Origin of the sequence: Pantoea sp. Tr-811 (assembly GCF_011752535.1) — a bacterium.
In the GTDB taxonomy this organism is placed as follows: Bacteria; Pseudomonadota; Gammaproteobacteria; order Pseudomonadales; family Pseudomonadaceae; genus Aquipseudomonas.
The window spans coordinates 31,931-51,891 of sequence record NZ_VWXJ01000012.1 but is presented as its reverse complement, the minus strand read 5'-3'; the positions used below and the strand labels follow the sequence as shown (position 1 = coordinate 51,891).

General features: G+C 60.5%; 34 protein-coding genes. 27 read left to right on the top strand and 7 right to left on the bottom strand.

The features are described from left to right. Positions 1-16 precede the first annotated feature (16 nt). The 6 genes from F3J44_RS18440 to F3J44_RS18415 form a co-directional block, all read right to left on the bottom strand. Positions 17-202 (bottom strand): DUF551 domain-containing protein, encoded by a 186-nt coding sequence (locus tag F3J44_RS18440; protein WP_167274837.1) that lies wholly within the window; start codon positions 200-202, stop codon positions 17-19. After that, on the bottom strand, positions 199-411 hold the full coding sequence (locus tag F3J44_RS18435) for a hypothetical protein (protein ID WP_167274836.1): 213 nt from the start codon (positions 409-411) through the stop codon (positions 199-201). The genes F3J44_RS18440 and F3J44_RS18435 overlap by 4 nt, the downstream gene beginning before the upstream one ends. Before the next feature lie 643 nt (positions 412-1,054). Then, a complete protein-coding gene (locus F3J44_RS18430; RefSeq protein WP_167274834.1) occupies positions 1,055-1,699 on the bottom strand; it encodes a hypothetical protein in 645 nt (214 codons plus the stop codon). A 457-nt stretch (positions 1,700-2,156) separates the two neighbouring features. Further along, positions 2,157-2,723, bottom strand: a complete 567-nt coding sequence (locus tag F3J44_RS18425) for a hypothetical protein (RefSeq protein WP_167274831.1) — start codon at positions 2,721-2,723, stop codon at positions 2,157-2,159. A gap of 94 nt (positions 2,724-2,817) precedes the next feature. Continuing rightward, entirely contained in the window at positions 2,818-3,402 is a 585-nt protein-coding gene (locus F3J44_RS18420; RefSeq protein ID WP_167274829.1) for a DUF2335 domain-containing protein, read from the bottom strand. 397 nt (positions 3,403-3,799) lie between these two features. Continuing rightward, the gene (locus F3J44_RS18415) at positions 3,800-4,510 is read right to left on the bottom strand and encodes a S24 family peptidase (RefSeq protein WP_167274826.1); all 711 of its coding nucleotides are present in this window, start codon (positions 4,508-4,510) and stop codon (positions 3,800-3,802) included. An 89-nt stretch (positions 4,511-4,599) separates the two neighbouring features. On the opposite strand from F3J44_RS18415, the gene F3J44_RS18410 reads away from it, so the two are divergent. The 22 genes from F3J44_RS18410 (at position 4,600) to F3J44_RS18310 (ending at position 14,743) form a co-directional block, all read left to right on the top strand. After that, entirely contained in the window at positions 4,600-4,809 is a 210-nt protein-coding gene (locus F3J44_RS18410; protein ID WP_167274824.1) for a hypothetical protein, read from the top strand. A gap of 32 nt (positions 4,810-4,841) precedes the next feature. Next, the gene (locus tag F3J44_RS18405) at positions 4,842-5,132 is read left to right on the top strand and encodes a hypothetical protein (protein WP_167274676.1); all 291 of its coding nucleotides are present in this window, start codon (positions 4,842-4,844) and stop codon (positions 5,130-5,132) included. 278 nt (positions 5,133-5,410) lie between these two features. Further along, positions 5,411-6,268: a BRO family protein gene (locus F3J44_RS18400; protein WP_167274821.1), complete on the top strand. Its 858-nt coding sequence runs from the start codon at positions 5,411-5,413 to the stop codon at positions 6,266-6,268. After that, positions 6,265-6,633: a hypothetical protein gene (locus F3J44_RS18395; protein WP_167274818.1), complete on the top strand. Its 369-nt coding sequence runs from the start codon at positions 6,265-6,267 to the stop codon at positions 6,631-6,633. The genes F3J44_RS18400 and F3J44_RS18395 overlap by 4 nt, the downstream gene beginning before the upstream one ends. Next, a complete protein-coding gene (locus tag F3J44_RS18390; protein WP_167274816.1) occupies positions 6,630-7,388 on the top strand; it encodes a hypothetical protein in 759 nt (252 codons plus the stop codon). The genes F3J44_RS18395 and F3J44_RS18390 overlap by 4 nt, the downstream gene beginning before the upstream one ends. Then, positions 7,385-8,128 carry a replication protein P gene (locus F3J44_RS18385; RefSeq protein WP_167274813.1) on the top strand — a complete coding sequence of 248 codons (744 nt, stop codon included), beginning with the start codon at positions 7,385-7,387 and terminating at the stop codon, positions 8,126-8,128. The genes F3J44_RS18390 and F3J44_RS18385 overlap by 4 nt, the downstream gene beginning before the upstream one ends. Further along, positions 8,125-8,493, top strand: coding sequence for a hypothetical protein (locus tag F3J44_RS18380; RefSeq protein ID WP_167274673.1), 369 nt, complete (start codon positions 8,125-8,127; stop codon positions 8,491-8,493). The genes F3J44_RS18385 and F3J44_RS18380 overlap by 4 nt, the downstream gene beginning before the upstream one ends. After that, positions 8,493-8,735 carry a hypothetical protein gene (locus F3J44_RS18375; protein ID WP_167274810.1) on the top strand — a complete coding sequence of 81 codons (243 nt, stop codon included), beginning with the start codon at positions 8,493-8,495 and terminating at the stop codon, positions 8,733-8,735. Before F3J44_RS18380 ends, F3J44_RS18375 begins: the two co-directional genes overlap by 1 nt. Further along, the gene (locus tag F3J44_RS18370; RefSeq protein WP_167274808.1) at positions 8,735-9,049 is read left to right on the top strand and encodes a hypothetical protein; all 315 of its coding nucleotides are present in this window, start codon (positions 8,735-8,737) and stop codon (positions 9,047-9,049) included. Before F3J44_RS18375 ends, F3J44_RS18370 begins: the two co-directional genes overlap by 1 nt. Further along, positions 9,046-9,516 carry a hypothetical protein gene (locus F3J44_RS18365; RefSeq protein ID WP_167274805.1) on the top strand — a complete coding sequence of 157 codons (471 nt, stop codon included), beginning with the start codon at positions 9,046-9,048 and terminating at the stop codon, positions 9,514-9,516. The genes F3J44_RS18370 and F3J44_RS18365 overlap by 4 nt, the downstream gene beginning before the upstream one ends. Then, a complete protein-coding gene (locus tag F3J44_RS18360; protein ID WP_167274802.1) occupies positions 9,513-9,761 on the top strand; it encodes a hypothetical protein in 249 nt (82 codons plus the stop codon). The genes F3J44_RS18365 and F3J44_RS18360 overlap by 4 nt, the downstream gene beginning before the upstream one ends. Next, complete coding sequence (locus tag F3J44_RS18355) at positions 9,761-10,357, top strand: recombination protein NinG (protein WP_167274800.1); 597 nt, start codon at positions 9,761-9,763, stop codon at positions 10,355-10,357. The genes F3J44_RS18360 and F3J44_RS18355 overlap by 1 nt, the downstream gene beginning before the upstream one ends. Next, entirely contained in the window at positions 10,354-10,485 is a 132-nt protein-coding gene (locus F3J44_RS30120; protein WP_255456985.1) for a hypothetical protein, read from the top strand. Before F3J44_RS18355 ends, F3J44_RS30120 begins: the two co-directional genes overlap by 4 nt. Continuing rightward, complete coding sequence (locus tag F3J44_RS18350; protein ID WP_167274797.1) at positions 10,476-11,066, top strand: hypothetical protein; 591 nt, start codon at positions 10,476-10,478, stop codon at positions 11,064-11,066. The genes F3J44_RS30120 and F3J44_RS18350 overlap by 10 nt, the downstream gene beginning before the upstream one ends. Positions 11,067-11,369: 303 nt before the next feature. Next, positions 11,370-11,558: a Com family DNA-binding transcriptional regulator gene (locus F3J44_RS30390; protein ID WP_167274795.1), complete on the top strand. Its 189-nt coding sequence runs from the start codon at positions 11,370-11,372 to the stop codon at positions 11,556-11,558. Positions 11,559-11,562: 4 nt separating this feature from the next. Then, on the top strand, positions 11,563-12,405 hold the full coding sequence (locus F3J44_RS18340) for a lipid II-degrading bacteriocin (protein ID WP_167274792.1): 843 nt from the start codon (positions 11,563-11,565) through the stop codon (positions 12,403-12,405). 81 nt (positions 12,406-12,486) lie between these two features. Next, on the top strand, positions 12,487-12,873 hold the full coding sequence (locus F3J44_RS18335; protein ID WP_167274789.1) for a hypothetical protein: 387 nt from the start codon (positions 12,487-12,489) through the stop codon (positions 12,871-12,873). 128 nt (positions 12,874-13,001) lie between these two features. Further along, positions 13,002-13,373, top strand: a complete 372-nt coding sequence (locus tag F3J44_RS18330; RefSeq protein ID WP_167274787.1) for a chemotaxis protein — start codon at positions 13,002-13,004, stop codon at positions 13,371-13,373. After that, the gene (locus tag F3J44_RS18325; RefSeq protein WP_167274784.1) at positions 13,373-13,690 is read left to right on the top strand and encodes a hypothetical protein; all 318 of its coding nucleotides are present in this window, start codon (positions 13,373-13,375) and stop codon (positions 13,688-13,690) included. The genes F3J44_RS18330 and F3J44_RS18325 overlap by 1 nt, the downstream gene beginning before the upstream one ends. Positions 13,691-13,786: 96 nt before the next feature. Continuing rightward, positions 13,787-14,248, top strand: coding sequence for a lysozyme inhibitor LprI family protein (locus tag F3J44_RS30115; RefSeq protein WP_167274781.1), 462 nt, complete (start codon positions 13,787-13,789; stop codon positions 14,246-14,248). Between the two features lie 58 nt (positions 14,249-14,306). After that, positions 14,307-14,498, top strand: coding sequence for a hypothetical protein (locus F3J44_RS18315; protein WP_167274779.1), 192 nt, complete (start codon positions 14,307-14,309; stop codon positions 14,496-14,498). After that, on the top strand, positions 14,495-14,743 hold the full coding sequence (locus tag F3J44_RS18310; RefSeq protein WP_167274776.1) for a hypothetical protein: 249 nt from the start codon (positions 14,495-14,497) through the stop codon (positions 14,741-14,743). Before F3J44_RS18315 ends, F3J44_RS18310 begins: the two co-directional genes overlap by 4 nt. Before the next feature lie 31 nt (positions 14,744-14,774). Here F3J44_RS18310 and F3J44_RS18305 read toward each other — a convergent pair whose 3' ends face one another. Next, positions 14,775-14,978 carry a hypothetical protein gene (locus tag F3J44_RS18305; RefSeq protein ID WP_167274773.1) on the bottom strand — a complete coding sequence of 68 codons (204 nt, stop codon included), beginning with the start codon at positions 14,976-14,978 and terminating at the stop codon, positions 14,775-14,777. Positions 14,979-15,051: 73 nt separating this feature from the next. On the opposite strand from F3J44_RS18305, the gene F3J44_RS18300 reads away from it, so the two are divergent. The 5 genes from F3J44_RS18300 to F3J44_RS18280 are packed head-to-tail and all read left to right on the top strand — an operon-like array spanning position 15,052 to position 19,941. Continuing rightward, the gene (locus F3J44_RS18300; protein WP_205299984.1) at positions 15,052-15,660 is read left to right on the top strand and encodes a putative metallopeptidase; all 609 of its coding nucleotides are present in this window, start codon (positions 15,052-15,054) and stop codon (positions 15,658-15,660) included. Between the two features lie 32 nt (positions 15,661-15,692). After that, positions 15,693-16,169 (top strand): DUF2280 domain-containing protein, encoded by a 477-nt coding sequence (locus F3J44_RS18295; protein WP_167274771.1) that lies wholly within the window; start codon positions 15,693-15,695, stop codon positions 16,167-16,169. Then, a complete protein-coding gene (locus F3J44_RS18290; protein ID WP_167274768.1) occupies positions 16,144-17,472 on the top strand; it encodes a terminase in 1,329 nt (442 codons plus the stop codon). Before F3J44_RS18295 ends, F3J44_RS18290 begins: the two co-directional genes overlap by 26 nt. Beyond that, the gene (locus F3J44_RS18285; protein WP_167274765.1) at positions 17,472-18,923 is read left to right on the top strand and encodes a DUF4055 domain-containing protein; all 1,452 of its coding nucleotides are present in this window, start codon (positions 17,472-17,474) and stop codon (positions 18,921-18,923) included. The genes F3J44_RS18290 and F3J44_RS18285 overlap by 1 nt, the downstream gene beginning before the upstream one ends. Then, positions 18,850-19,941 (top strand): minor capsid protein, encoded by a 1,092-nt coding sequence (locus F3J44_RS18280; RefSeq protein WP_167274764.1) that lies wholly within the window; start codon positions 18,850-18,852, stop codon positions 19,939-19,941. The genes F3J44_RS18285 and F3J44_RS18280 overlap by 74 nt, the downstream gene beginning before the upstream one ends. The last annotated feature ends 20 nt before the right edge of the window (positions 19,942-19,961 follow it).

The following is a 19,961-nucleotide window of genomic DNA, read 5'->3' as shown; positions in this document are numbered from 1 at the left end:
GCCTCCAGGTGGTGGGTTACTCGGTGGGTGGGGAGGGTGGCTCAGGAAGATCCATCCAGTGCGTGACCCAGAGCAGGTCGTGGAACTCGCCGGTGAAAAAGCTGTTGTGGTGTGATGCGATGAAGACATCGCATCCATCAGAGCAGAGGACCTGCCTGTCTTCAGGCGGTAGTTGCTCCTCAACCTTGATCCAGCCGCTCATGGCTTCACCCGGGCGGCAAGCATGGCGTCGGCCAGTTCGTAACACTCGGCAACGAGATTTTCGCGTATTGCATCCGCGGTATTGGGGTCGGCACACAATCCTTGCAGCGCCTTGGCCGCGAAGTAGTCGCGCAGGGTCATACCATTGAAGTCGTCGTCATGCTGCAGGCCTGGCACCGGGAATGCCGGGCCACCAGTTGGTTTGCTCATTGCGTGAACCTCAGTAGGACCGCATTGGCCAGGAGCCAGGCGCGGGCGACCAAACCCACCGTGAAAGGTGGCCTGGCGCCTGCCAATGCGGTCGATGTGAAGGGAAGGGGATACGGGGTGCATCGGTGGCCACTCTCCGGGGCAAACCGGGTGTCGGGACGCCTCACCAGAGGGCGAGACGCTACCCACGCTCACAATTCGCGGCGATCAACTCGCGTTCAGAGTGGCCACCGATGAACCCCGCTAAAGGAACATCGGGCCTGCTTTTGGCTCACTGCAGGCAGGTGATTGAAGGCCGCTGTTTGCGCAGCGGATGCCTCGCTCGAAGCTACCAACATCGAGCGTTTCCCGTTGCTGATACCCGCCGGGATTAGGGTTGAGGGGTAGGCCGCTCGGGGCGGCCTCACTGATCAGCTCAGTGTTTTCGGGTTGCATCTGGGTGTGATCTGGCCGGCGCTGATCTCCGGCTTGCGTGAGAAGTGTCAGGTTCTACCGAGCCGGTCAGCTTTCGCCCGCCGGCGCCGCGCTTGTGAGCCTGCGTCGCTGCGCATAAGCCTGCGCATTCAGATCACACTCCGATGCAGCCTGCGATGGGGAGCAGGGCATCGGGCAGTTAGCGTCAGGCTGACGTGGCGCTGGTTGTTCAGGCTTCTTCCTGATCGCATTCCCAGCCCTTCACCTCGTACGCGAAAGCGATCCACTTCTCCTGGTCAGCCTCTGACATGCTGTTCCACCCAGCAGACTCATCCCGGGATACTGCTTCCCCGCCCTTGAAAATTACGGTGCCGCAGTTGCTGCCGATGTCTTCGTCGGCGTAGGCCAGCTCGATGGTTGCCTCTGGGAACATCTGGCTGAGCTTGATGAAGATCGGTTCAGGGAAGGACCAGGCCGTTTCAAAGCTTGCCGACTCAGGGCTGTCGACATTCGGCTCGCAGGCATTCCACTTGGTGCCCCAGGCAGATCGGGCGAAGTCCATGCTGTGCATGAATCCGGTCTTGCGGTGATTGCGCAGCATCTGCACGAACTGTTCGAAGCTTTCATCGCTCAGCTTCGACAGGTCAACTCGGTTACGGCTTTCCAACTGCATGGCGCCAACAAGCGGGTTGTCGCTGACCGGCACGCGAAGCACATGCTCCGCAGCGGTTTCAGCATCACCCATCACACCATTCCATGGAAACTCGCCTTCGAACTTGATGATCTTGCCGAAGTCGATTCGGCCTTCTTCGTTGAGCATCGCCTGAATGACTTCCTGCGGCGCCTTGACCTTGTTGGTTACCCAATTTGGCATTTCGTGTTCCTCCAGTGGATTCCCAAAGCACCCGGTCGCCCAGGTGCTTCAGTGAATACGTGGTCTCTCAGGTGCCGGTCGCTTATCCGGCAAATGCGCTCCCTGCTTCGCTTGAGGTGTTCGCACCGCTTGAGTCCAACGGGTTTTGCCCAGAGGACACCTGATCGCACCAGAGCCCTGCCGGGATGGTGGCCTGCTATGCCTGCAGGCTCGGCGGTCTGGTTTGTTAAAGAGCGGCGGCCTGTGAGGGCCTGGGCAGTCCCTGGTTGGTGACTGCTTGAGGTAGAATTTAGAAAACTAAACAGAGTTGGTCAAGGGTTATTTTTAGAAAACTTAACTTTCGCGACGCGAGCGGTTTAGTTGGACGCAAAAAAGCCCGCTCAATGGCGGGCTTCAAGGGGGAGCAAGGCGGATCCTAGGCGGGGGAGGCCCGAGGTGGCGGGCCTGTGCGGCGGGATCAGTCGAGAAGAGGAGGGAACTTCCCGCTCACGGTGTCGCGGTAATCGACAGTGGCGTAGATGCTGTGCTCGTTGGACAGTCGCTTCACGGCGGCTTTGGCCTCGTCTTTGGTTGAGAAGGGGCCCGCGCCGATGTTAGAACCCTCCATCGGCACGACTGGCAGGCCAAGAGCGATAACGGCCTGCTCGGATCTGCTGCGATCTTCATCTGGGCGACAAGGAATGGAGGCTACCCAGCCCTGTTTCAGTTTTGGTGCTGGAACAGATTCTACAGCCTCGCCGCAGAAGCGGCATTTGGTCGCTGCAGTCTTGATCAGTTCAGCGCAAGCGGGGCACGGACGTGTGTCACTGTCAGCTTCGGCAGGGGGCTGCCCCCCGCTCTTGCGAGCCATCAGGATCCCTACGATTAGGAGGATGCCTCCGATGATGGTGTAGTTCTGTCGCTCACCCATGAGCCCAATGTTGTTTACGCGCCCCAATCCTGCAGGCACTGAAACGTCCATAACCAGGGCGCCGATCAGCATTAGGGCGCCGATGGCCGCTGCAGTAATTCCGAAAGCTCGCATTGCTGTCCTCCATGAGTAGATACGCGATCCTAACACCATGGCTACTCGCCATCACGCAGGCATGAAAAAGCCCGCCGAGGCGGGCTATGTGGAATTACTTACGCTTCTTCTTCGGTTGAGGCGATGGTTTTGAAGGCTCAGGTGGGGCCTGCTTCTTGGCGGCCCTGGGAGCTATGAACGCATAGACCAGTGTTCCAAGATCCAGAGCAGCTATGATGCTTGCTGCGACGGCGCTGTACTGAACGACATACGCCGCTGTTGCAAGCCCAGCGAAGGCAACCATCAGCCCGAAGATCTGCCCGCGCCTATCCTTGTTGATGTGCCCATTGAGCCCGGTCAGCTGCATCAGGTGCGTGTGTTCCTGATCCTTTGCTGCCATGCCGACTATCATCCGACGAGTCTCCTCATCGTATGCGTTCAGCTCGCGAGCTTGAGGAAGAGGGCCGCTGAAATACTCCTGGCGCATTGCAAACTGAACCACCATCTCCGGATCCTTGCGGGCGATGGACTGTAGTACGCCCTCCAGCACATCGTGCTGCTGCGGAGTCAGCTTGCGATCCGATTCAAGACCCTCGATCGCCTTTACGACATCCTGAGGATTTGTCTTCACCTCTTCAGGATTGGTTGCTGCGCTCTGTGGCGGTTCGCCAGGAACCTTTCCCTTCGTCGTGCTGTTCAATTGACTTCCTTAGATAGTCACCTGCTGCCTTCCAGTGGCTCGCGACGCGAGTGGAGCAGCGGCCAGTCGGCATATGTTCCGAGTAATCTCCAACCGGCTGCAGATCTATAACGCTGCCCATGGCGCGAAAAGTCCTGCTTCTGATGATTACGTTGAGCATGTGTGCCTCCTTAAATTTGCGGGCAAGGTACCGTCACCCGCATTGACGCCCGTTTCCTTACGGAAATTGGCAGCCGATTCTAGACCTGCTACCAACCTACAGCAATTGAAGAAATGTAAATCCGCGCCACAAAACCTTCAATCACGATTTCGTGGCGCGCACAGTGACTATAGGTGAGACGGCGCTACCTGCCAGCAGTTCAGCTTTGCTCCGGCGTGCTATGGGCGTGAAATGGGGCTATAAAAGAACCGAGTACCAGAACACCTTCCCCAACACGCTGATCCCGCTCTCAGCCAGCTGCTGCGCGGTGTACTCCTCATCCGGGTGCTCATCCTGGTTGAAGCTCCTGAAGCGAAGGCCTCCGCCAGGCATACGGTACAGCGTCTTCACGCGAAGCTCGCCGCCGTGGTCGACTGCGTACATCTTCCCGTCCTTCACCGACGTCGACGACCTGTCAACACCGACCGTGCTGCCGTCCGGCAGAACCGGCTCCATGCTGTTGCCGTGCACAGTCACGCACACGGCTTGGTCGAACTGCACGCCCTGATTGCGCAGGGTCTGCTTACCGAAGCGGAGCTTTCTGCTGCTCGACTTCTCGATCACGGTACGTCCCGATCCTGCGGACAGTTCTACTTCCTTGAGGAACGGCACGTACACCTCGTCGTCGTCCAGCGGTGTTTCATCGTCCCAGACGGAGATCGGGCCGAGCATAGTGGCATTGGCTTTAGCAGTAGGTTCCAGCTCTGGCGAGCCTTTCCCGTCGGACAGCCATTCAGGGCTGCATCTCAGGGCCTTTGCCAGGGACAGCAAGTTTTTCCCCTTCGCGCCGTTGGTCCCGTTCACCCAGAAGGTGACCGTTGCCTTTGATACGCCAGTGGCTTCGCTGATGTCGGTCGCACGCAGGCCCAGGGCCTCCATGCGGGATTTGAGTCGGTCTTTAAATTCCATATTAAGGATTCTAAACATTCGTGCGTTTAGATAACTTGCCTTGTGCTGTTTATTTTTCTAAACTCGCCGAAGACACCGGAGAAACACCCATGACCTACGACGAAGCCCTGAATCACTTCGGCACCGGCCGCGCAATCGGAGACGCCCTTGGCGTTACCAGCAGCCGCGTCTCTCAGTGCCGTGCGACTGGCGGGTTCTCCTACCCAATGCAGTGCGTTTTGGAGAAGGAGTCGAGCGGCGCGCTGATCGCCAAGCGCGAAGACGATCCCGCCAGCACGCTGAAGAATTCCGCCGCCTAACCATTTTCTTAGCCGCAAGGAGCCACCACAGCATGTACACCGACCCCAGTCACCGCCGGGACAACGTCCACAAGGTGCGACTCAACCACTACAGCGATTTCCGGTTGCGCCGGCTCGCACAGTCGCTCGGCCTGCAGCCAGCAGTGCTTGGTCGAGAGCTGGTGGATTTGGGCGCAGAGCTGTTGGGCGATCCAGACATCGTGAGTCTCGCGGCGACTCTCAAGTGTTCAACAACTGCCTTGGTTCAACAACTGGTTAGCCAGGGCGCGCAGGAGCTGAAGGTCCTGCTTGACGAAAAGGGTACCAAACGTCTGAGGGCCTAATGAGGAGGAAGGTGGCATGACGAGTGCCGTAACGGGTCTTGATCCGGGCGAAGTTGAACGGGTCATCCCGGAATCTCTGAGGGAACTGATCAGGGAGGCAGCGCGCCGATCCGCACCGAAGGTGCGGCAGGCATTGAGCGAGAAAGGGCAGGCGGTTATCACGCGCCTCCCGTACAGAGCGAGGGACTCATAAGGGACAGAAAACAATCAGGCACAAAAAAGCCGGGATTGCGCCCCGGCTCTCTGCAACACACAAAACTCTTAGGTGAATTATGCATATGCAGACCCCCATTGTACAGGCCCTGAAAAGCATCGCGCCACAAAATGCGAACCACGATTTCGTGGCGCGCACAGTAAACCTTTTCAACTTCGAAGGTTTCGACGTCCGCGTTGTGCTGATTGATGGCGAGCCATGGTTTTCGGCCAGGGACGTTGCCGAGGGGCTTGGCTACTCAAACCCACAGAAAGCAGTGCGTGACCACTGCAAAAGCCCGCGTCCTGTGGGGGTGAACGATTCGTTCACCCTTGGGCCATCGGCCAACATCATCCCTGAGCGTGACGTTTACCGGCTCGTCATGCGCTCCAAGATGCCGCAGGCCGAGCGCTTCGAAGAGTGGGTTGTTAGCGAGGTGCTGCCCAGCATTCGTAAAACGGGCGGCTATGTCGCCCCGTCCCGGCCCGCCGACCTCAGCAAGCTGGAAATCCTCCAGATGGCCCTGGAGTCGGAGAAGGCCCGCGTCCTGCTCACCGTCCAGGTCGAGGCCCAGGCCAAGAAGATCGACCACCTGGAGAACCTGTTCAAGGAGGGCATGAGCCACGTCCAGTTCTGCAAGGGCCTGAATGGGGTCAACGTGATGCAGGTGGGTCACTTCCTTGAAGGCCGCAACTGGCTCTACAACGAGAGCCGATCCGGGACCCGCTGGCGCGTCGGCTCGTATGCCCGCGACAAGTACATGACCGAGCATCAGCACGAGGTCACCCCGCACGGCAAAGAACCGTTCATTTCCTTCACGCCTGCGCTGCTGCGCAAGGGCGCCGTGCGCCTGTACGAGCTGTACCTGGCCGGCGAGCTGCCCATGAAGAAGAACTGGGACGGCTTGCACACCCACGACAAGGCCGTGCGGGGTGCAGCATGAATCCTGAATTTCACAACGAAACGCACCGCATTGCGCGCAAGCGTCACACCTGCACCGAATGCCGGGGTTACATCGAGCCAGGCGACCGCTACGAGTTCGTCTCTGGTCTCTGGGACGGCGATGTGTCGACCTACAAGACCTGCGCGCACTGCGAAGCTGCGCGTGACTTCTACGTCAACAAGCTCAATTCGACTGAGATGCGCGATGCCGAGTATGGCGCCTACTGCTACAGCGAGGTCCGCTGCGATCTTGAAGAGGCCGCAACCGAGATCCCATCTGGCACCGGCCTGAAGTTCCGGGCGTACCGGCACGTCGTGGGTATGAGGCGCCGCGGTGGAGCAGCCAGGGCGGAGCGTGCGGCATGAGCATCATCCGCGCGCCTCGACCTGAGGCGAATTTCTATATGCTCAACAAGTCGATCAGCGAGGACGGGCGCCTGAGCTGGGCTGCCCGTGGCCTTCTGGTCTTCCTGTTGGGAAAGCCTGACCACTGGGCCGTGTCTGTCACCCACCTGCGCAACGAGACTGCCAAGTCGTCGAAGCCTACCGGGCGTGATGGCGTGTATGGCCTGCTGCAAGAGCTGATCTCCGCCGGCTATGTCGAGCGCCGCCAGGATCGTGGCGAGTCCGGTTTGCTGGGCGAAACCCACTACGTCGTGTCGGAAACACCGCTTCCGGCTTTGCCGTATCCGGTTGAACCGCTTCCGGCTCAGCCGTATCCGGCAAATCCGACACTAGTAAGTATTGAAGGTAAGCAAGGATTGAATGGAGCAAGTACCGACTCTCGCCAAGGCGAGCTGGTCGACTTCGAGCGCTTCTGGAAGATCTATCCCCGCAAGGTGAGCAAGGCCGACGCCAAGAAGGCCTGGGCGAAGATCAAGGTCGGTGCTGACCTGTTCGACCTGATGGCCAAGGCCCTGGCTGCCTGGTCCGTGTCGACCGACTGGACCAAGGATGGTGGTCAATTCATCCCGCACGCCGCGACCTGGCTGAACGGCAAGCGCTGGGAAGACGAGCTGCCACAGCCGGCGGGTGCCAGCCCGCGCGCAAGCCGCCGCCCGGCTGCCGGCCCGGACTTCGATGACCAGTCCTGGCGCCACGACACGAGTGATGACCTATGAAGACCGTCACCCAAATGATTCCCGCAGCTGCGCGGGCCCTGCAGGTGAGCCAGCCGGTACCAGTTGCCGGTCTGCCGCTGGGCGTTGTCGACGACGCCACCGGTGAGGTGGTGGAGAAGATCTTCCGTCAGCTGCAGGCCATCTTCCCGGCCCACAAGCAGGCCTGGCCTGATGACAAGGCGCTGAAGGCTGCCAAGCGCAGCTGGACGAAGGGCCTTATCGACGCCGGTATCAGCGACATCAACCAGGTGCGCTACGCCATCGAGGAGTGCCGCCGCAGCGGTTCTCCATTCGCGCCGAGCGTCGGCCAGTTCATCGGCTGGTGCAAGCCATCGCCGGAGCGCCTGGGCCTGCCTGCCGCTGATGACGCATGGATGGAGGCTCTGGAGGGCCGCTACAGCCACGAAGGCGTGCGTCTGGCGGCCGTGGCCACCGGCCTGTTCGATCTGCGTGCCGCCCAGCCGACCGACAAGGCCCTGCGCCGTCGCTTCGACCGGGCCTACGAGATCATTGTCCGCCGCGCCCAGGAGGGCGAGCCACTGGACGGCAAGATCGCCACCGGCATCGGCCACGACAGCCAGAAGAGCGCCGCCCAGCTGGCCGACGAGTACGCCAACCAGCAGCAGGCACGCCTGCTGGAAATCCAGCAGATTCCCACTGGTGCCGCCGCGTGCCGTGCACACCTGCTGGCCAAGTTGAATATCAAGCGCGCCGGGCAGCCGGCCGGGGAGGGTGCATGAGCCTGACAGATCGCGAATTGCTGGAACTGGCGGCCAAGGCCGCTGGCTTGGGGCCGGTGCTCTGCTACGAGGCAGCCCGCAATTGCCTGCGCATCGGTAGTCGCGACTCCTACCGACTTTGGCGACCGCTCCAGGACGATACCGACGCACTCAAGCTGCTTGTGGATCTCAACTTCGAGGTCGAGCGCAACGGTGGAGGCGAAAGGTTCTATGTCGGCCCATTTGGTGAGGCCAAGTGGATAGAAGACGCTGACGATCACTGGTTCGAAGGCGCTGACGAGCAAGAGGTCCGCAGTAGAGCGCTCCGTACTGCAATCGTTCGTGCAGCCGGCGAAATCGGACAGGCCATGCAGGAGGGCAAGTGATGCAGATCGCAACCGAGATGTACCGAACTGCCTGCCGCCGTTTCGAGGCGCAGATCGAGGAATGCGTGGAGCGAACCCTTGGCTGCTCGCTGCTGGAGGGTCTGGAGCGCGAGCGAGTGCACATCCATGCCGGGCAGGTGTTCGTCGATGGCCGTCAAGTCTGCTACGTCGAGCCGCCACGGCTGAGCGGCCTGAATGTGGTGTGGTTATTCCAGGATTTGACCGCGCAGGAGAATCACTGATGGACACCAACAAGATGACCGATGCCCAGCGGGCTGAGTTCGAGGTGGTTTTCCGGGCGAAGTTTGGCTTCGGGGCAACCGCTGTGGCTGAGGCCAAGAGCGAGGACGGTGCTGTGATAATGGGCGCTGCTCTGTGGGCTTGGAAGGCGTCTCGCGACAGGCTGGCGATTGCTCTGCCTGCTACGCCAGATCTGCCCGAGGAACCAGAGTTCGCCCTGGACGACTCCCACATGGACGCCTACCACGCTGCGGTTCGCATGCGCGAAGCCTGCGTGAAAGCGATTCAGGCCCTTGGCTTGCAGGTGGCGCCATGACCGAGAAAATCAGCGTAAACAGCCAGGCCAAGTTGTCCGAGGCCATCACCATGATGACCGGACTGTTCCGCGAGAAGAAGTTCGTTGTGGTCAGCATGCGCCCGGGCAAGGACCGCACCCTGGATCAAAACGCATTGTGGTTCGCGATTTACGACCGGATCGCCAAGAGCACCGAGATGGGCGACGTGGAAGAGGTGAGGCGCTACTGCAAGCTTCACCATGGCGTGCCGATCATGCGCGCCTCCTGCGAGGAGTTCCGCGACGGCTACAACATGACCCTGCTCAACCTGCCGTATGAGATCAAGCTGCGCTGGATGGGGCCGTGCGCCATGTTCGGGCCGGATGGATTCCCTGTGACCCGGTTGTTCAACCGCGCCCAAGGTTGCCAGTACACCGACCGGATCGTCGAAGAGTTTGCCGCGCGTGGCGTGCACTTCGCTGACCTGCTGGGGGAGGAGGCCGCATGAGCGAAGGTCTTGGAATTACCACGCAAACCACCGTTTTCCTCTCGGCCGAGAAGGTCGTGAAGGAGATGGATGCCGAGGATATTGGCTCGTTCTGCTCCGCCGTGGCTCAGCGCCTTGATCAGGAGTATGCGGGGCGCGCGGGTGCGGCAGCGGACTTTGCCAGTGGGCTGAGCGAAATGGGCTGCCGGTTCCTTGCGGAGGTTGTCACGAGCTTCTACCAGCGCCAGAAAAGGGAGGACCGCTGATGCTCGCCAAGGAGATCAAGCCGAAGAAGTGCAAGGCGCCAGGCTGCGACCAGCGCTTCAAGCCGGCCATGTCCACGCAGACGGTGTGCAGCATCGCCTGCGCGCTAGCCATGTCGAAGGATTCGAAGGTGCAGAAGGTTGCTGCCCGGGCCATCACCAAGCAGGCCCGCCAGGAGCTCCAGGAGCGCCGCGAGAAGCTGAAGTCGAAGGGTGACCACCTGCGAGAGGCCCAGGCCTCGTTCAACGCTTACATCCGCGAGCGGGACCGCCTGGCGGGGTATCGCTGCATCTCCAGCGGCCGGCAGCTCGACTGGAACGGCAACGCGGTCGATGCCGGCCACTATCGCAGCACCGGAGCGGCGCCACACCTCCGCTTCGATGAAAACAATTGCCACGCCCAGTCGAAGCACGACAACCGTTACCTCTCGGGCAACGTCGCGGACTATCGCATCGGGCTTATCAAGCGAATTGGCCTGGACGCTGTAGAGGCCCTGGAAAGGGACCAATCAGTCCGCCGCTACACCATCGAAGACCTGCAGGCTATCAAGGCCCTGTACAGGCAAAAACTCAAAGAACTGCGGAGGGCAGCGGCATGAACTGGACACCAATCGACAGCGCGCAGTTGCTGGCTCTGGGAATCTTCGTGATCTCGACTTACTGCATCGTGCGTGGAATGGTCATCAAGGCGAAGCGCAAGCGCGAGGAGGGCGGCCCATGCAACTGAACAGCGCACGCCAGTCCTGGCACGACTGCTTGTATATCCCATGGGACAGCCAGGGCGTGTTCATCGAGCAACTAGGCCTGCTGGGCACCATGGTCCAGACCACCGAGAAGCAACGCAAGGCCAGCCATGCGGTGCACCAGGCCCTGGCCGGGGGTGTGCAGGCGGCGATCTTTAAGCTTCCCGGCAGCCTCCGGGCCTTCGGCAACTTCATGTACGCCCCGCGCTGCAGCGATGACGAGCGTGAGGTGGCCGAAGAGGTGATCTTCGGCATGGCCATGGCCAGGTCCGGTCGAATGACAGCGGCGAAGCGCGAGCGCTGCGAGTATGTGGCCAAGGGCGTCATGTTTCGATACCGCCGCATGCACCAGGGAGGGCAGTCGTCTGCGCAGGACCCGTTCGCCAGCCCTGAGTGGTTCAAACGCTGGATCGACGATACCTATGAAGTGGCGCTGCCATCCTGTGCCTGGGCCCGTGACTGGGAACCTTTCGTACAGATCTGCTTCGAGGTTTGCGAGGACCTGGACAAGCGTGCTCTGTCGCCGGTGGCGGCCGCAATTTACGAAATGAAGGAGGCCGCTTGAGGGCCTATTGCGTTCCCGCACGTGTGATGGCACTATTTGTCCATTGTTAGAGTTTTGCCTTCGGCAAGCTCATCTAGAAACCGGCCTTGGCGCCGGTTTTTTTGTGCCCGCAGAAAAGCAAAAGCCCCGAACTAATCGGGGCTTTGTCACTTGTGAGGCGAGAGAAAAGAGAGGGCGACTCCAGAGGGTGCAGCAACACCCAAGGGAGACGCCAGATCGCAGACTGTACCTGCAAGCCAGCCAAGGCCCTCACTGCTCGCGCGAGCGGGGCGGAGCCTAGCAGAAAAACTTAAGGCTTTGCAGATGCTTAGAGACATTCGTTGCGGAAAATGTAACCGACTCCTCGCCCGTGCGGCGGGGGTTACCCAGCTCCAGATCAAGTGCTCCCGGTGTGGGACGTTGAATCATGTGAAGACCTTGAGTCTCGAGCCATCGCCATTGAGCGAAACACAAAACCGCGAAGTAGCGGCTTCTAACTCGACTTATAGGTAATATCATGGCAATTGAGCTCCCTCCGATTTATGTAGATGCAGTATCTTCGGGCTATGCGCCGCCACCGGGTGGCCCATTCAACGCTCCGAATCCCGGTCTAGTCGTTATTTCTCAGATGCAGCAGCGCCAGGCATTTTACTCTGCCGGCATGTGGCGTGAGATGGTCATGAAGCTGTGTAACGAACAGCTGACTTACATGCCTGGTGGGAAGATTGGTCCGACCGGCGTCATCGGCGGATTCGGCATGGACTGCAGCACGTTGCAGTGGGCAGATATTTACATGTCTAACAATCCGAGCATGAACGCTGCGCAAGCACTCAACTATGTAACCGGGAAAATGACTTCGGGTAACAAGATTGTGCCTGAAGCTTCGATGCCATCGAAGTTTTCTGGCGGGGTATTGACCCCGGTAGCTGCGCTGGGGCACTTTATGTATGGCAAGGGCTCGACAGCCCAGGCCAACATCAACTCCATCGGGCTTCAGCTGAATTCGACAGAAATTCCGGCACTGAATAATGCTCTTGTTTCTGCACCTGTGGGTACTTCTACCGTTTCGATTGATAAGATTCCGTACAACACAGCGAACGATTCTTGGGCAACCGGCCTATGGCTTGGTAACATTACTTTGAAAATCGAAGGTACGATTACTAAATCGGCCGATGGTAGCGTGGCATTCCAAGGTGAGGCCCGTGCCTACAATGATACGTATGACGCGAACCCAGGTTCGTGGCGCAGTGCTTTCGGTGAGAGCGCAACTCATGTGTTGTCCGAGATTCAAAAACACGTGAACGCAACCACCTACGAGATTGAAATTCAAGGTTCTTACCCGATTTCGATCCGAAAATAACATGGTTAGAGTGCGCCCTGCAAAGCGGGGTGCATTATAAGGGGTGGTATGATTAAAAGAATTTTGTTCAGGCTAGTCCCGGTGGCATTGATTTTTTTTGCAAATTTATTTTTGTGGCTTTTTCTCTTTGAGGATCCGCGCTCAGATAGTGGTGGCGAACGCGCCATTGTATTTGACTATTTTGTTATGTATGTGTGGTATTTTTCTTTTTTTGTGGCTGCTTTTTGTATCGGCTCTGCATCTGTGCGTGTGCTTATGAGTGGTTGGGCAAAGGCCAAATGCGTGTCTTTGATTCTTGACTTGCCCATCATGCTATATTCGCTAGTTGTTGGGCTTTTGAGTGCTGCAATTGCCTTGAATGGCAGTATTCTAATGCTGATGCCCGCATTTATATATTTGATTGTGTTGATTTTGGTGGTATTTCCTGGTGCTTTTGTGGGACTTTGGAATGCTGTTAAAGGCCATTAAGATTACCATTGAAGTCTGCTTTAAGAACGCTTTATCTGTAAAGAGTAGAACGAATACTCAAGGGCTGCTTGGGTGGTAATACAAAATTTATGTGGTGTTCTCGTGCGAGATTCACCAGGAGAATCTGGATGGACCCGACCGACCTCGGCCCAGGCACAGCCACCTGGCTGGGCGGAACGGGCACCGTATTGCTGGGTGGTTTTCTGTGGCTGCGCAAGTGGCTATCCAGGGATGCCACCGACAGGGCGATGGACACCGCCGACATCGGTGTAGTCAGGCGCTTGAACGAACTGCTCGACATCGAGCGCGAGGCCAGGAAAGAAGCCGAGGCCCGGGCCGACCAGTTCGCCAAGGAGCGGAACGACCTCGTGGCGACAGTTGGGCGTCTGGAGGGCAAGATCGAAGCTTTGACCAGCCAAGTCGGCCAGCTCAACGAGCGCGTAGCTGCGCAGAGCGATGAGCTCGCCCGCCTGCGCGGAAAGCTGGGAGGTTCTTCCTGATGGACAGATGCGCACTTGAATTCATTGCTCGCCGCTGGTGGCGCCGGGCAGAGGTCTGGATCATCGCTGCTCTGTTGGTGGCCGGCGGCGCGGTACTGGGTTGGCAGTCGGCCTACTGGGCCATGGCCAGCACCCAGGCCAACCAGGTGAAGCAGATCCGCGAAGCATACGACGCGGCCATGGCCGAGCGCGACAAGCGCTTGGACGACCTGACCAGTAAGGCCGAGAGCGCCGCGACCAAGGCGTCGAAGGCCGCGACCACCGCCAACCAGGCTGCCGATAAGGCTGATGAGGCCCTGAATAGGGTTTCGCCGTAGTCGCGCCACATTTCAAGCAGAGGCCGTTTCGTGGCGCGCATTTTCTTTTTGCGGCACCATGCAGCTCTGGAATAGCCATCTCAAGGAGTGAGGCGCGTGAAAAGTAATTTTAAGGCGTTCTGCATGGGATCGTTGCTCGTGATGGGCGAAGCCCACGCCGAGCTGCACGGGGAAGAAGCAGAGATTGCAGCACGGGATGCAGCGGTGCGTCAGTACGCGGCGAAGCTGGAGGCCGATTGGAAGCAGTGTTTGAAGACCGCGAAAACCACCCATGAAGATAACCTGTGTGCGCATGTCATGCGCGAGGCAGCCAAAGACGCGGTGAAAGAGAAGTACCAGAAGGCGCTGGCCTCAGCAAAGGGGTACGCCGATGAAGGCTGGCTTCCGAAAGATGTACCGGCCATGCTGCCCCAGGCGCAGGCAGCGTGGGAGCAGTTCGTCAAGGCAGATTGTGGCGTGGTAGGTGCGCTGGTCACTGGGACCGCGAGCTCTGGCTATCAGACGGTGTGCGAGTACAAGCACCAGATACAACGTCTCCACGATCTGGATGAGTGGTGAGAACCGCATTTACGTCCTTCGGGCGTTAGCCGTTGCAGACATTCAGCGAGGTGTGGTGATGAGCAACGTAACCCGACTTCGCCACGTCTTGCCGCTCCCGGCGGATGTGGTGGCCGCTACCAATGCGCTTGACGCCGCAGTGATCAAAGCTATCGATGAGGCCAAGGCCGCCGGCCTACCTCAGGGGCTGCTCGCCGCCATTCTGCATGCGCATGCCCACGCCGAAACGCACAAGATGGTGTCCACGTGAAGGTCGTTGAGTTCCAGCGCGAGGCGTGGCGCGACACGGCCAAGGCGCTACGCAAGATCGCCGACGACCTGGAGCAGGGGAACATCGACCCATGCGCAATTGGTGCTGTCGCCCTGCGCTCCCCGGCCGGGAAGGTGACGGCGTTCGGTATCGGCCCTGCCGCAGATGACCTGCAGGCCCTGGCGCTGTTCAGGCTGGCGGAACAGCAGTTGATTGATGTGCTTCTGGATTGCGGGGATGGGTAGGTGTGCCGCAGGTGAGTGCGGCACTGAGGGTTTACTCTACCGCGAGCGCTGCCTCAATCAGGTCAGCGTATTCCGATAGCTTTTGCATTTCGGATTCAAGCTGTCCGTTAGCGGTCATGGCCGGTGCGCGAGCGGCGATTACTTCGAGCGCTGCAGCAACGGCATACTTGCGGTACACCTGCTTATTGTTGCGATCCAGCGATGCGCCGATGACGTTTTCGCTTATAGCTGACATGTGGCTCTCCTTGCGTTGGTGTGAGAGTTACAGATACCGGCAGCGCGCCATCATTACAAGGAGCAAGTGACACATGAGCAGACCAATGCCGCCAACAGACCTGCTCGAATCCATGTGGCTTACCCTGCAACCTGCGTCCGGCGTGTGGGACTGGGTGCAGAGTGAAATCCTCGCCGACACCGGCAGAATCCATAACCCAGATCACGCTCACCTGATGGACGCCAGCATCGGCGTGCTGTGGGCATCTTCCGGGTTCGCCAAGCAGGGCAGGGTAGTTCTCGGCCAGGCCGAGCAGGTGATGTTCCGAGCCGGAGGGTGGCAGAAGGCCCGACAAGAGCAGCAGATGCGGGAGTGGTTTGGCGAGGAGCCGGATTACCTGATAACCCTGGCTGCCGACTACTGCGCCCAGTGCACCGACGCTGAGTTCTGCGCCCTGGTCGAACACGAGCTTTACCACATCGCCCAGGCGACCGATGAGTACGGTGCTCCCAAGTTCACCCAGGACGGGATGCCCAAGCTCTACCTGCGTGGCCACGACGTTGAAGAGTTCGTCGGGGTGGTGAGGCGCTACGGTGCGAGCAACGAAGTACAGCAGCTGATCGACGCTGCAAGCCGGCCGCCTGAGGTGGCCAAGATCAACATTTCGAGGGCCTGCGGAACCTGTCTGCTCAAGTTGGCCTGACTCCCTGACGGGGTTTGACGGATGGCAACCATATGGCAGCACTACGAAGCGAGGTCAAAGCCTACATCGTGCAGGCGCTGGCCTGCTTCGATACGCCTACTCAGGTAGCCGAGGCGGTCAAGAGGGAGTTCGGCATCGAGATCAGCCGGCAGCAGTGCGAGTCGCACGACCCGACCAAGTACGCCGGGCAGAAGCTTGGCCAGAAGTGGGTGGACCTGTTCAACCTTTGCCGTGAGCGCTTCCGCACCGAGACTGCTGACATACCGATCGCCAACCGGGCTTATCGCCTTCGTGGCCTGGGTCGGATGGCTGAGAAGGCCGAGAACATGCGCAACCTGGCGCTGACTGCCCAGCTGTACGAGCAGGCAGCCAAGGAATGCGGCGACATGTACATCAACCGCAAACTCGAACCCGACAAGCCCCTGGGCTCCCAGGCAGATCAGCCGCACGCCGTTGCTGAGTACAAGCTGGAGCCAGACGAAGGTGTCCCGACTACCCCGTACCTATGACCCGCCGGTGAAGCTGACGCCGAAGCAGGCGAACATCTACTGCTGGGGTTTCCAGCCTGAGGCGCGCTTCCGTGATGCGGTGTGCGGTCGACGGTTCGGCAAGACCTTCCTCGGCAAGGCTGAGATGCGCCGCGCGGCCAGGCTGGCTGCGGAGTGGGGCGTGAGTGTCGAGGACGAAATCTGGTACGGCGCGCCGACGTTCAAGCAGGCCAAGCGAGTCTTCTGGCGCCGGCTGAAGCAGGCCATTCCCGAGGCATGGCGCGCGGCCCGGCCGAACGAAACGGAGTGCTCGATCACACTCAAGTCAGGCCACATCATGCGCGTGGTCGGCCTGGACAACTACGACAACCTGCGGGGCTCCGGCCTGTTCTTCGTCTTGGTGGACGAATGGGCAGACTGCCCGTGGGCCGCCTGGGAAGAAGTGCTCAGGCCGATGCTCTCGACCTGCCAGTACACGATTCCCCAGACCGGTGAGTCGCGTAAAGGCGGGCATGCGCTGCGGATCGGCACCCCGAAGGGCTTCAACCACTGCTACGACACCTACCGTGACGGGCAGCCGGGCGGCGAGCCCGACCACAAGAGCTGGCAATACACCTCACTGCAGGGCGGCAACGTCCCGGCCGATGAGCTGGACGCTGCCCGGCGCAAGATGGACCCGCGCACGTTCCGTCAGGAATACGAGGCCGGGTTCGAGAACTATGCCGGGGTCGTCTACTACACCTTCGACCGGGCAGAGTGCCGCACCAGCGAGCGCATCAAGCCAGGCGAGGCCATCCACATCGGCATGGACTTCAACGTCATGAAGATGGCCGCGGTTGTGTACGTGGTCCGTGACGGCTTGCCGCTGGCGCTGGACGAGTTCCACTCGGTGCGTGACACGCCGGAGATGATCGAGAAGATCAAGGTGCGTTTCTCGGGCCACAGCGTTTCCGTGTACCCGGACGCCAGCGGCCAGAACACCAGCAGCAAGAACGCCAGCGAGTCGGACCTTTCGCTGCTCAAGAAGGCCGGCTTCACCGTCGTGGTCGACTCACAGAACCCCGGCGTGAAGGACCGTATCAACGCGGTCAACGCCATGTTCCTCAACACCTACGGGGAGCGGCGCATGAAGGTCAACATCGACCAGTGCCCGCAGCTCACCCAGTGCTTGGAGCGGCAGACGTACACCGACAAGGGCGAGCCGGACAAGGACCCCAAGAAGGGGCACGACCACATGAACGACGCCGCCGGCTACTTCATCGCCAAGCGGTTCCCGATCAAGACTCAGTCCGCCGGCACCCGCCGCATCGGAGGTTTGGCGTAATGCCTGTTCAATCCACCAACCCAGACTACGACGCTCACATCGAAGAGTGGCGGATGATGGACGACGCCTTGGAGGGCGAGGGCGCCATCAAGCGCAGCCCACGCAACCTGCCCAAGCCTAGCGGCATGACCGAGGCTGAGAAGCTGGACGGCGCGGGCAATGCCTACCTTTACCGGAACTACACCGACCGGGCCCAGTACGAGCACTGGGTGCGGGATTCGCTGCGCTCGATGATGGGGCTGGTGTCCCGGCTGATACCCGAGGTGAAACTTCCCTCGGGGCTGAAGGGGCTGGAGGACAACGCCACGGCTGACGGCTTCGGCCTGACCCAACTGTTCCTGCGGATCGTGCGCCAGGCCATTTCCCATGGCCGGGTGCCGCTGGTGGTCAACATCGATGACCAGGGCCAGCCGTACTTCGCCACCTACGCGGTGCGCAATGCCATCAACTGGGACACCGCCGACCAAGGCGGCCGGCAGGACTTGGTGCTGGCCGTGTTCCGCGAGTTCAGGCGCAAGGAGCAGGACCGCTACAGTCACGAATGCGAAACGGTCTATCGCGAGTTCTACATGGACGGCGCGGTGTGCCGTACTGGCGTGCGCAACGAGGCCGGCGAGCTGATCGAGGATGACCGCCCGCTGGGCACCGTCGACGGGCGCAACAACCTGGTGCGCGGTCTGGACTACATCCCGGTCATCTACTGCGGCTCCACCGACAACTCGCCGGACGTGGATGAGATCCCGCTGCTGACCATGGCCCGGGCCGCGCTAAAGTCCTACCAGCTCAGCGCCGACTACTTCACTGCGCTGCACCAGACCAGCCATCCGCAGCCGTGGGTCTCCGGCCTGGACGAGAGCGTGGAGCTCAGCGTGACCGGGCCGTCTGCGGCTTGGGATCTCGGGCCGAAAGGCCAGTGTGGCTACCTGGAGTTCCAGGGCGCCGGCATCCAGGCCGTTCGCACCGCGATGGAAGATCAGAAAAACGCCGCGCTCGAAGCCGGCGCCAAGGTCATGGACGTTTCGGGCACCGAGTCGGGCGAGGCCCGCAAGACCCGCCAGAACGATCAGCACGCCACGCTGCACAGCATCGTCATCACCGCGGCTGAGGCCATCGAGCAGGCCCTGCGGTACGCCGCAGAGTGGACCGGCTTCAACCCGGACGAGGTGGTCTTCACGGTCAAGCCTGAGTTCGTGATCCCTGAGGTGAATGCCCAGGTGCTGGCTGAGCTGCAGAAGAGCGTCATGGCCGGCACCATCAGTGCCGAAACCTACTGGCAGTACCTCACCACCGGCAAGCTGCCCGAGCGCCCCTACGACGAAGAGGCCGAGCTGATCGGCGACGACCACGGCGCCGGCGGCGTCAACCTGGACAAAGACGATGGCGAAGAAACCGGAGCAGGCAGCGGACGAGAAGCTGCTGGAGCAGGTAAGCCGCCACTCGGTACTGCTTGAGCGGCTGAAGGCGGGCGAGGTCCAGAAGTTCGAAACCTACCTGCGCCGGGCTGACAGCCATGTTCGTGACCAGCTGACCCGCAAGGAGCTGACGACCTACGGCCGGAGCCGGCTGGAAGAATTTCTTGGGCGGGTGGGCGGCAAGCTGCTGGAGATCTACAAGGCCTTCAGCGACCGAATGCAGTCCGACCTGGTGGACATCGCGCAATACGAGGCCGCATTCGAGGGCCGCAGCCTGGCCAAGGCGCTGCTGATCGATGCGGTCATGCCGGCAGATTCGCTGCTCAGGGCGGCGATCAACACACAGCCCGTGCAGGTGGCTGGCGTCGATGGCGGCAAGCTGCTGAAGCCCTTTTTGAGCGGCTGGACTCGCACCGAGTCGGACCGGGTAACCAACGCCATCCGAATGGGTGTCGTGCAGGGCCAGACCAACGCCGAGATCACCCAGGCCATTCGCGGCACTGCGGCGCAGAATTTCACCGACGGTGTGCTGGCGGTCACGAACCGGAGCGCCCGGGCCGTCGTCCAGACCGCAGTCCAGCATGTGGCCACGACGGCCCGCATGGAAACGCTCAAGGCGAATGCCGAGGTGGTGCCGGGCTATCGCATCGTCGCGACCCTGGACAGAAAGACCAGCGTGCAGTGCCGTAGCCTGGATGGCCGCGAGTTCGAGGTAGGCAAGGGGCCGGTGCCGCCGTTCCACATCCACTGCCGAACCACCATCACGCCGATCACCAGGTTGTCGGCGCTGTTCGGGCAAGGCGCCACGAGGGCAGCTGTGGGCGCTGATGGCGGCGGGCAGGTGTCGGCAAGCCTCAGCTACTACCAGTGGCTAAAAACACAGCCAGCGGCTTTCCAGGACGCCGCGCTAGGCCCGGTGCGCGGCAAGCTGTTCCGCGATGGCGGGCTGACTGCCGAGCGCTTCGCCTCCCTGCAACTGGACAAGAACTTCAAGCCGCTGACGCTGGACCAGCTCAAGGAGCTGGAGCCGTTGGCGTTTGGGCGGGCAGGAATTTAGCCAGAGGCGTCCTTCCCACC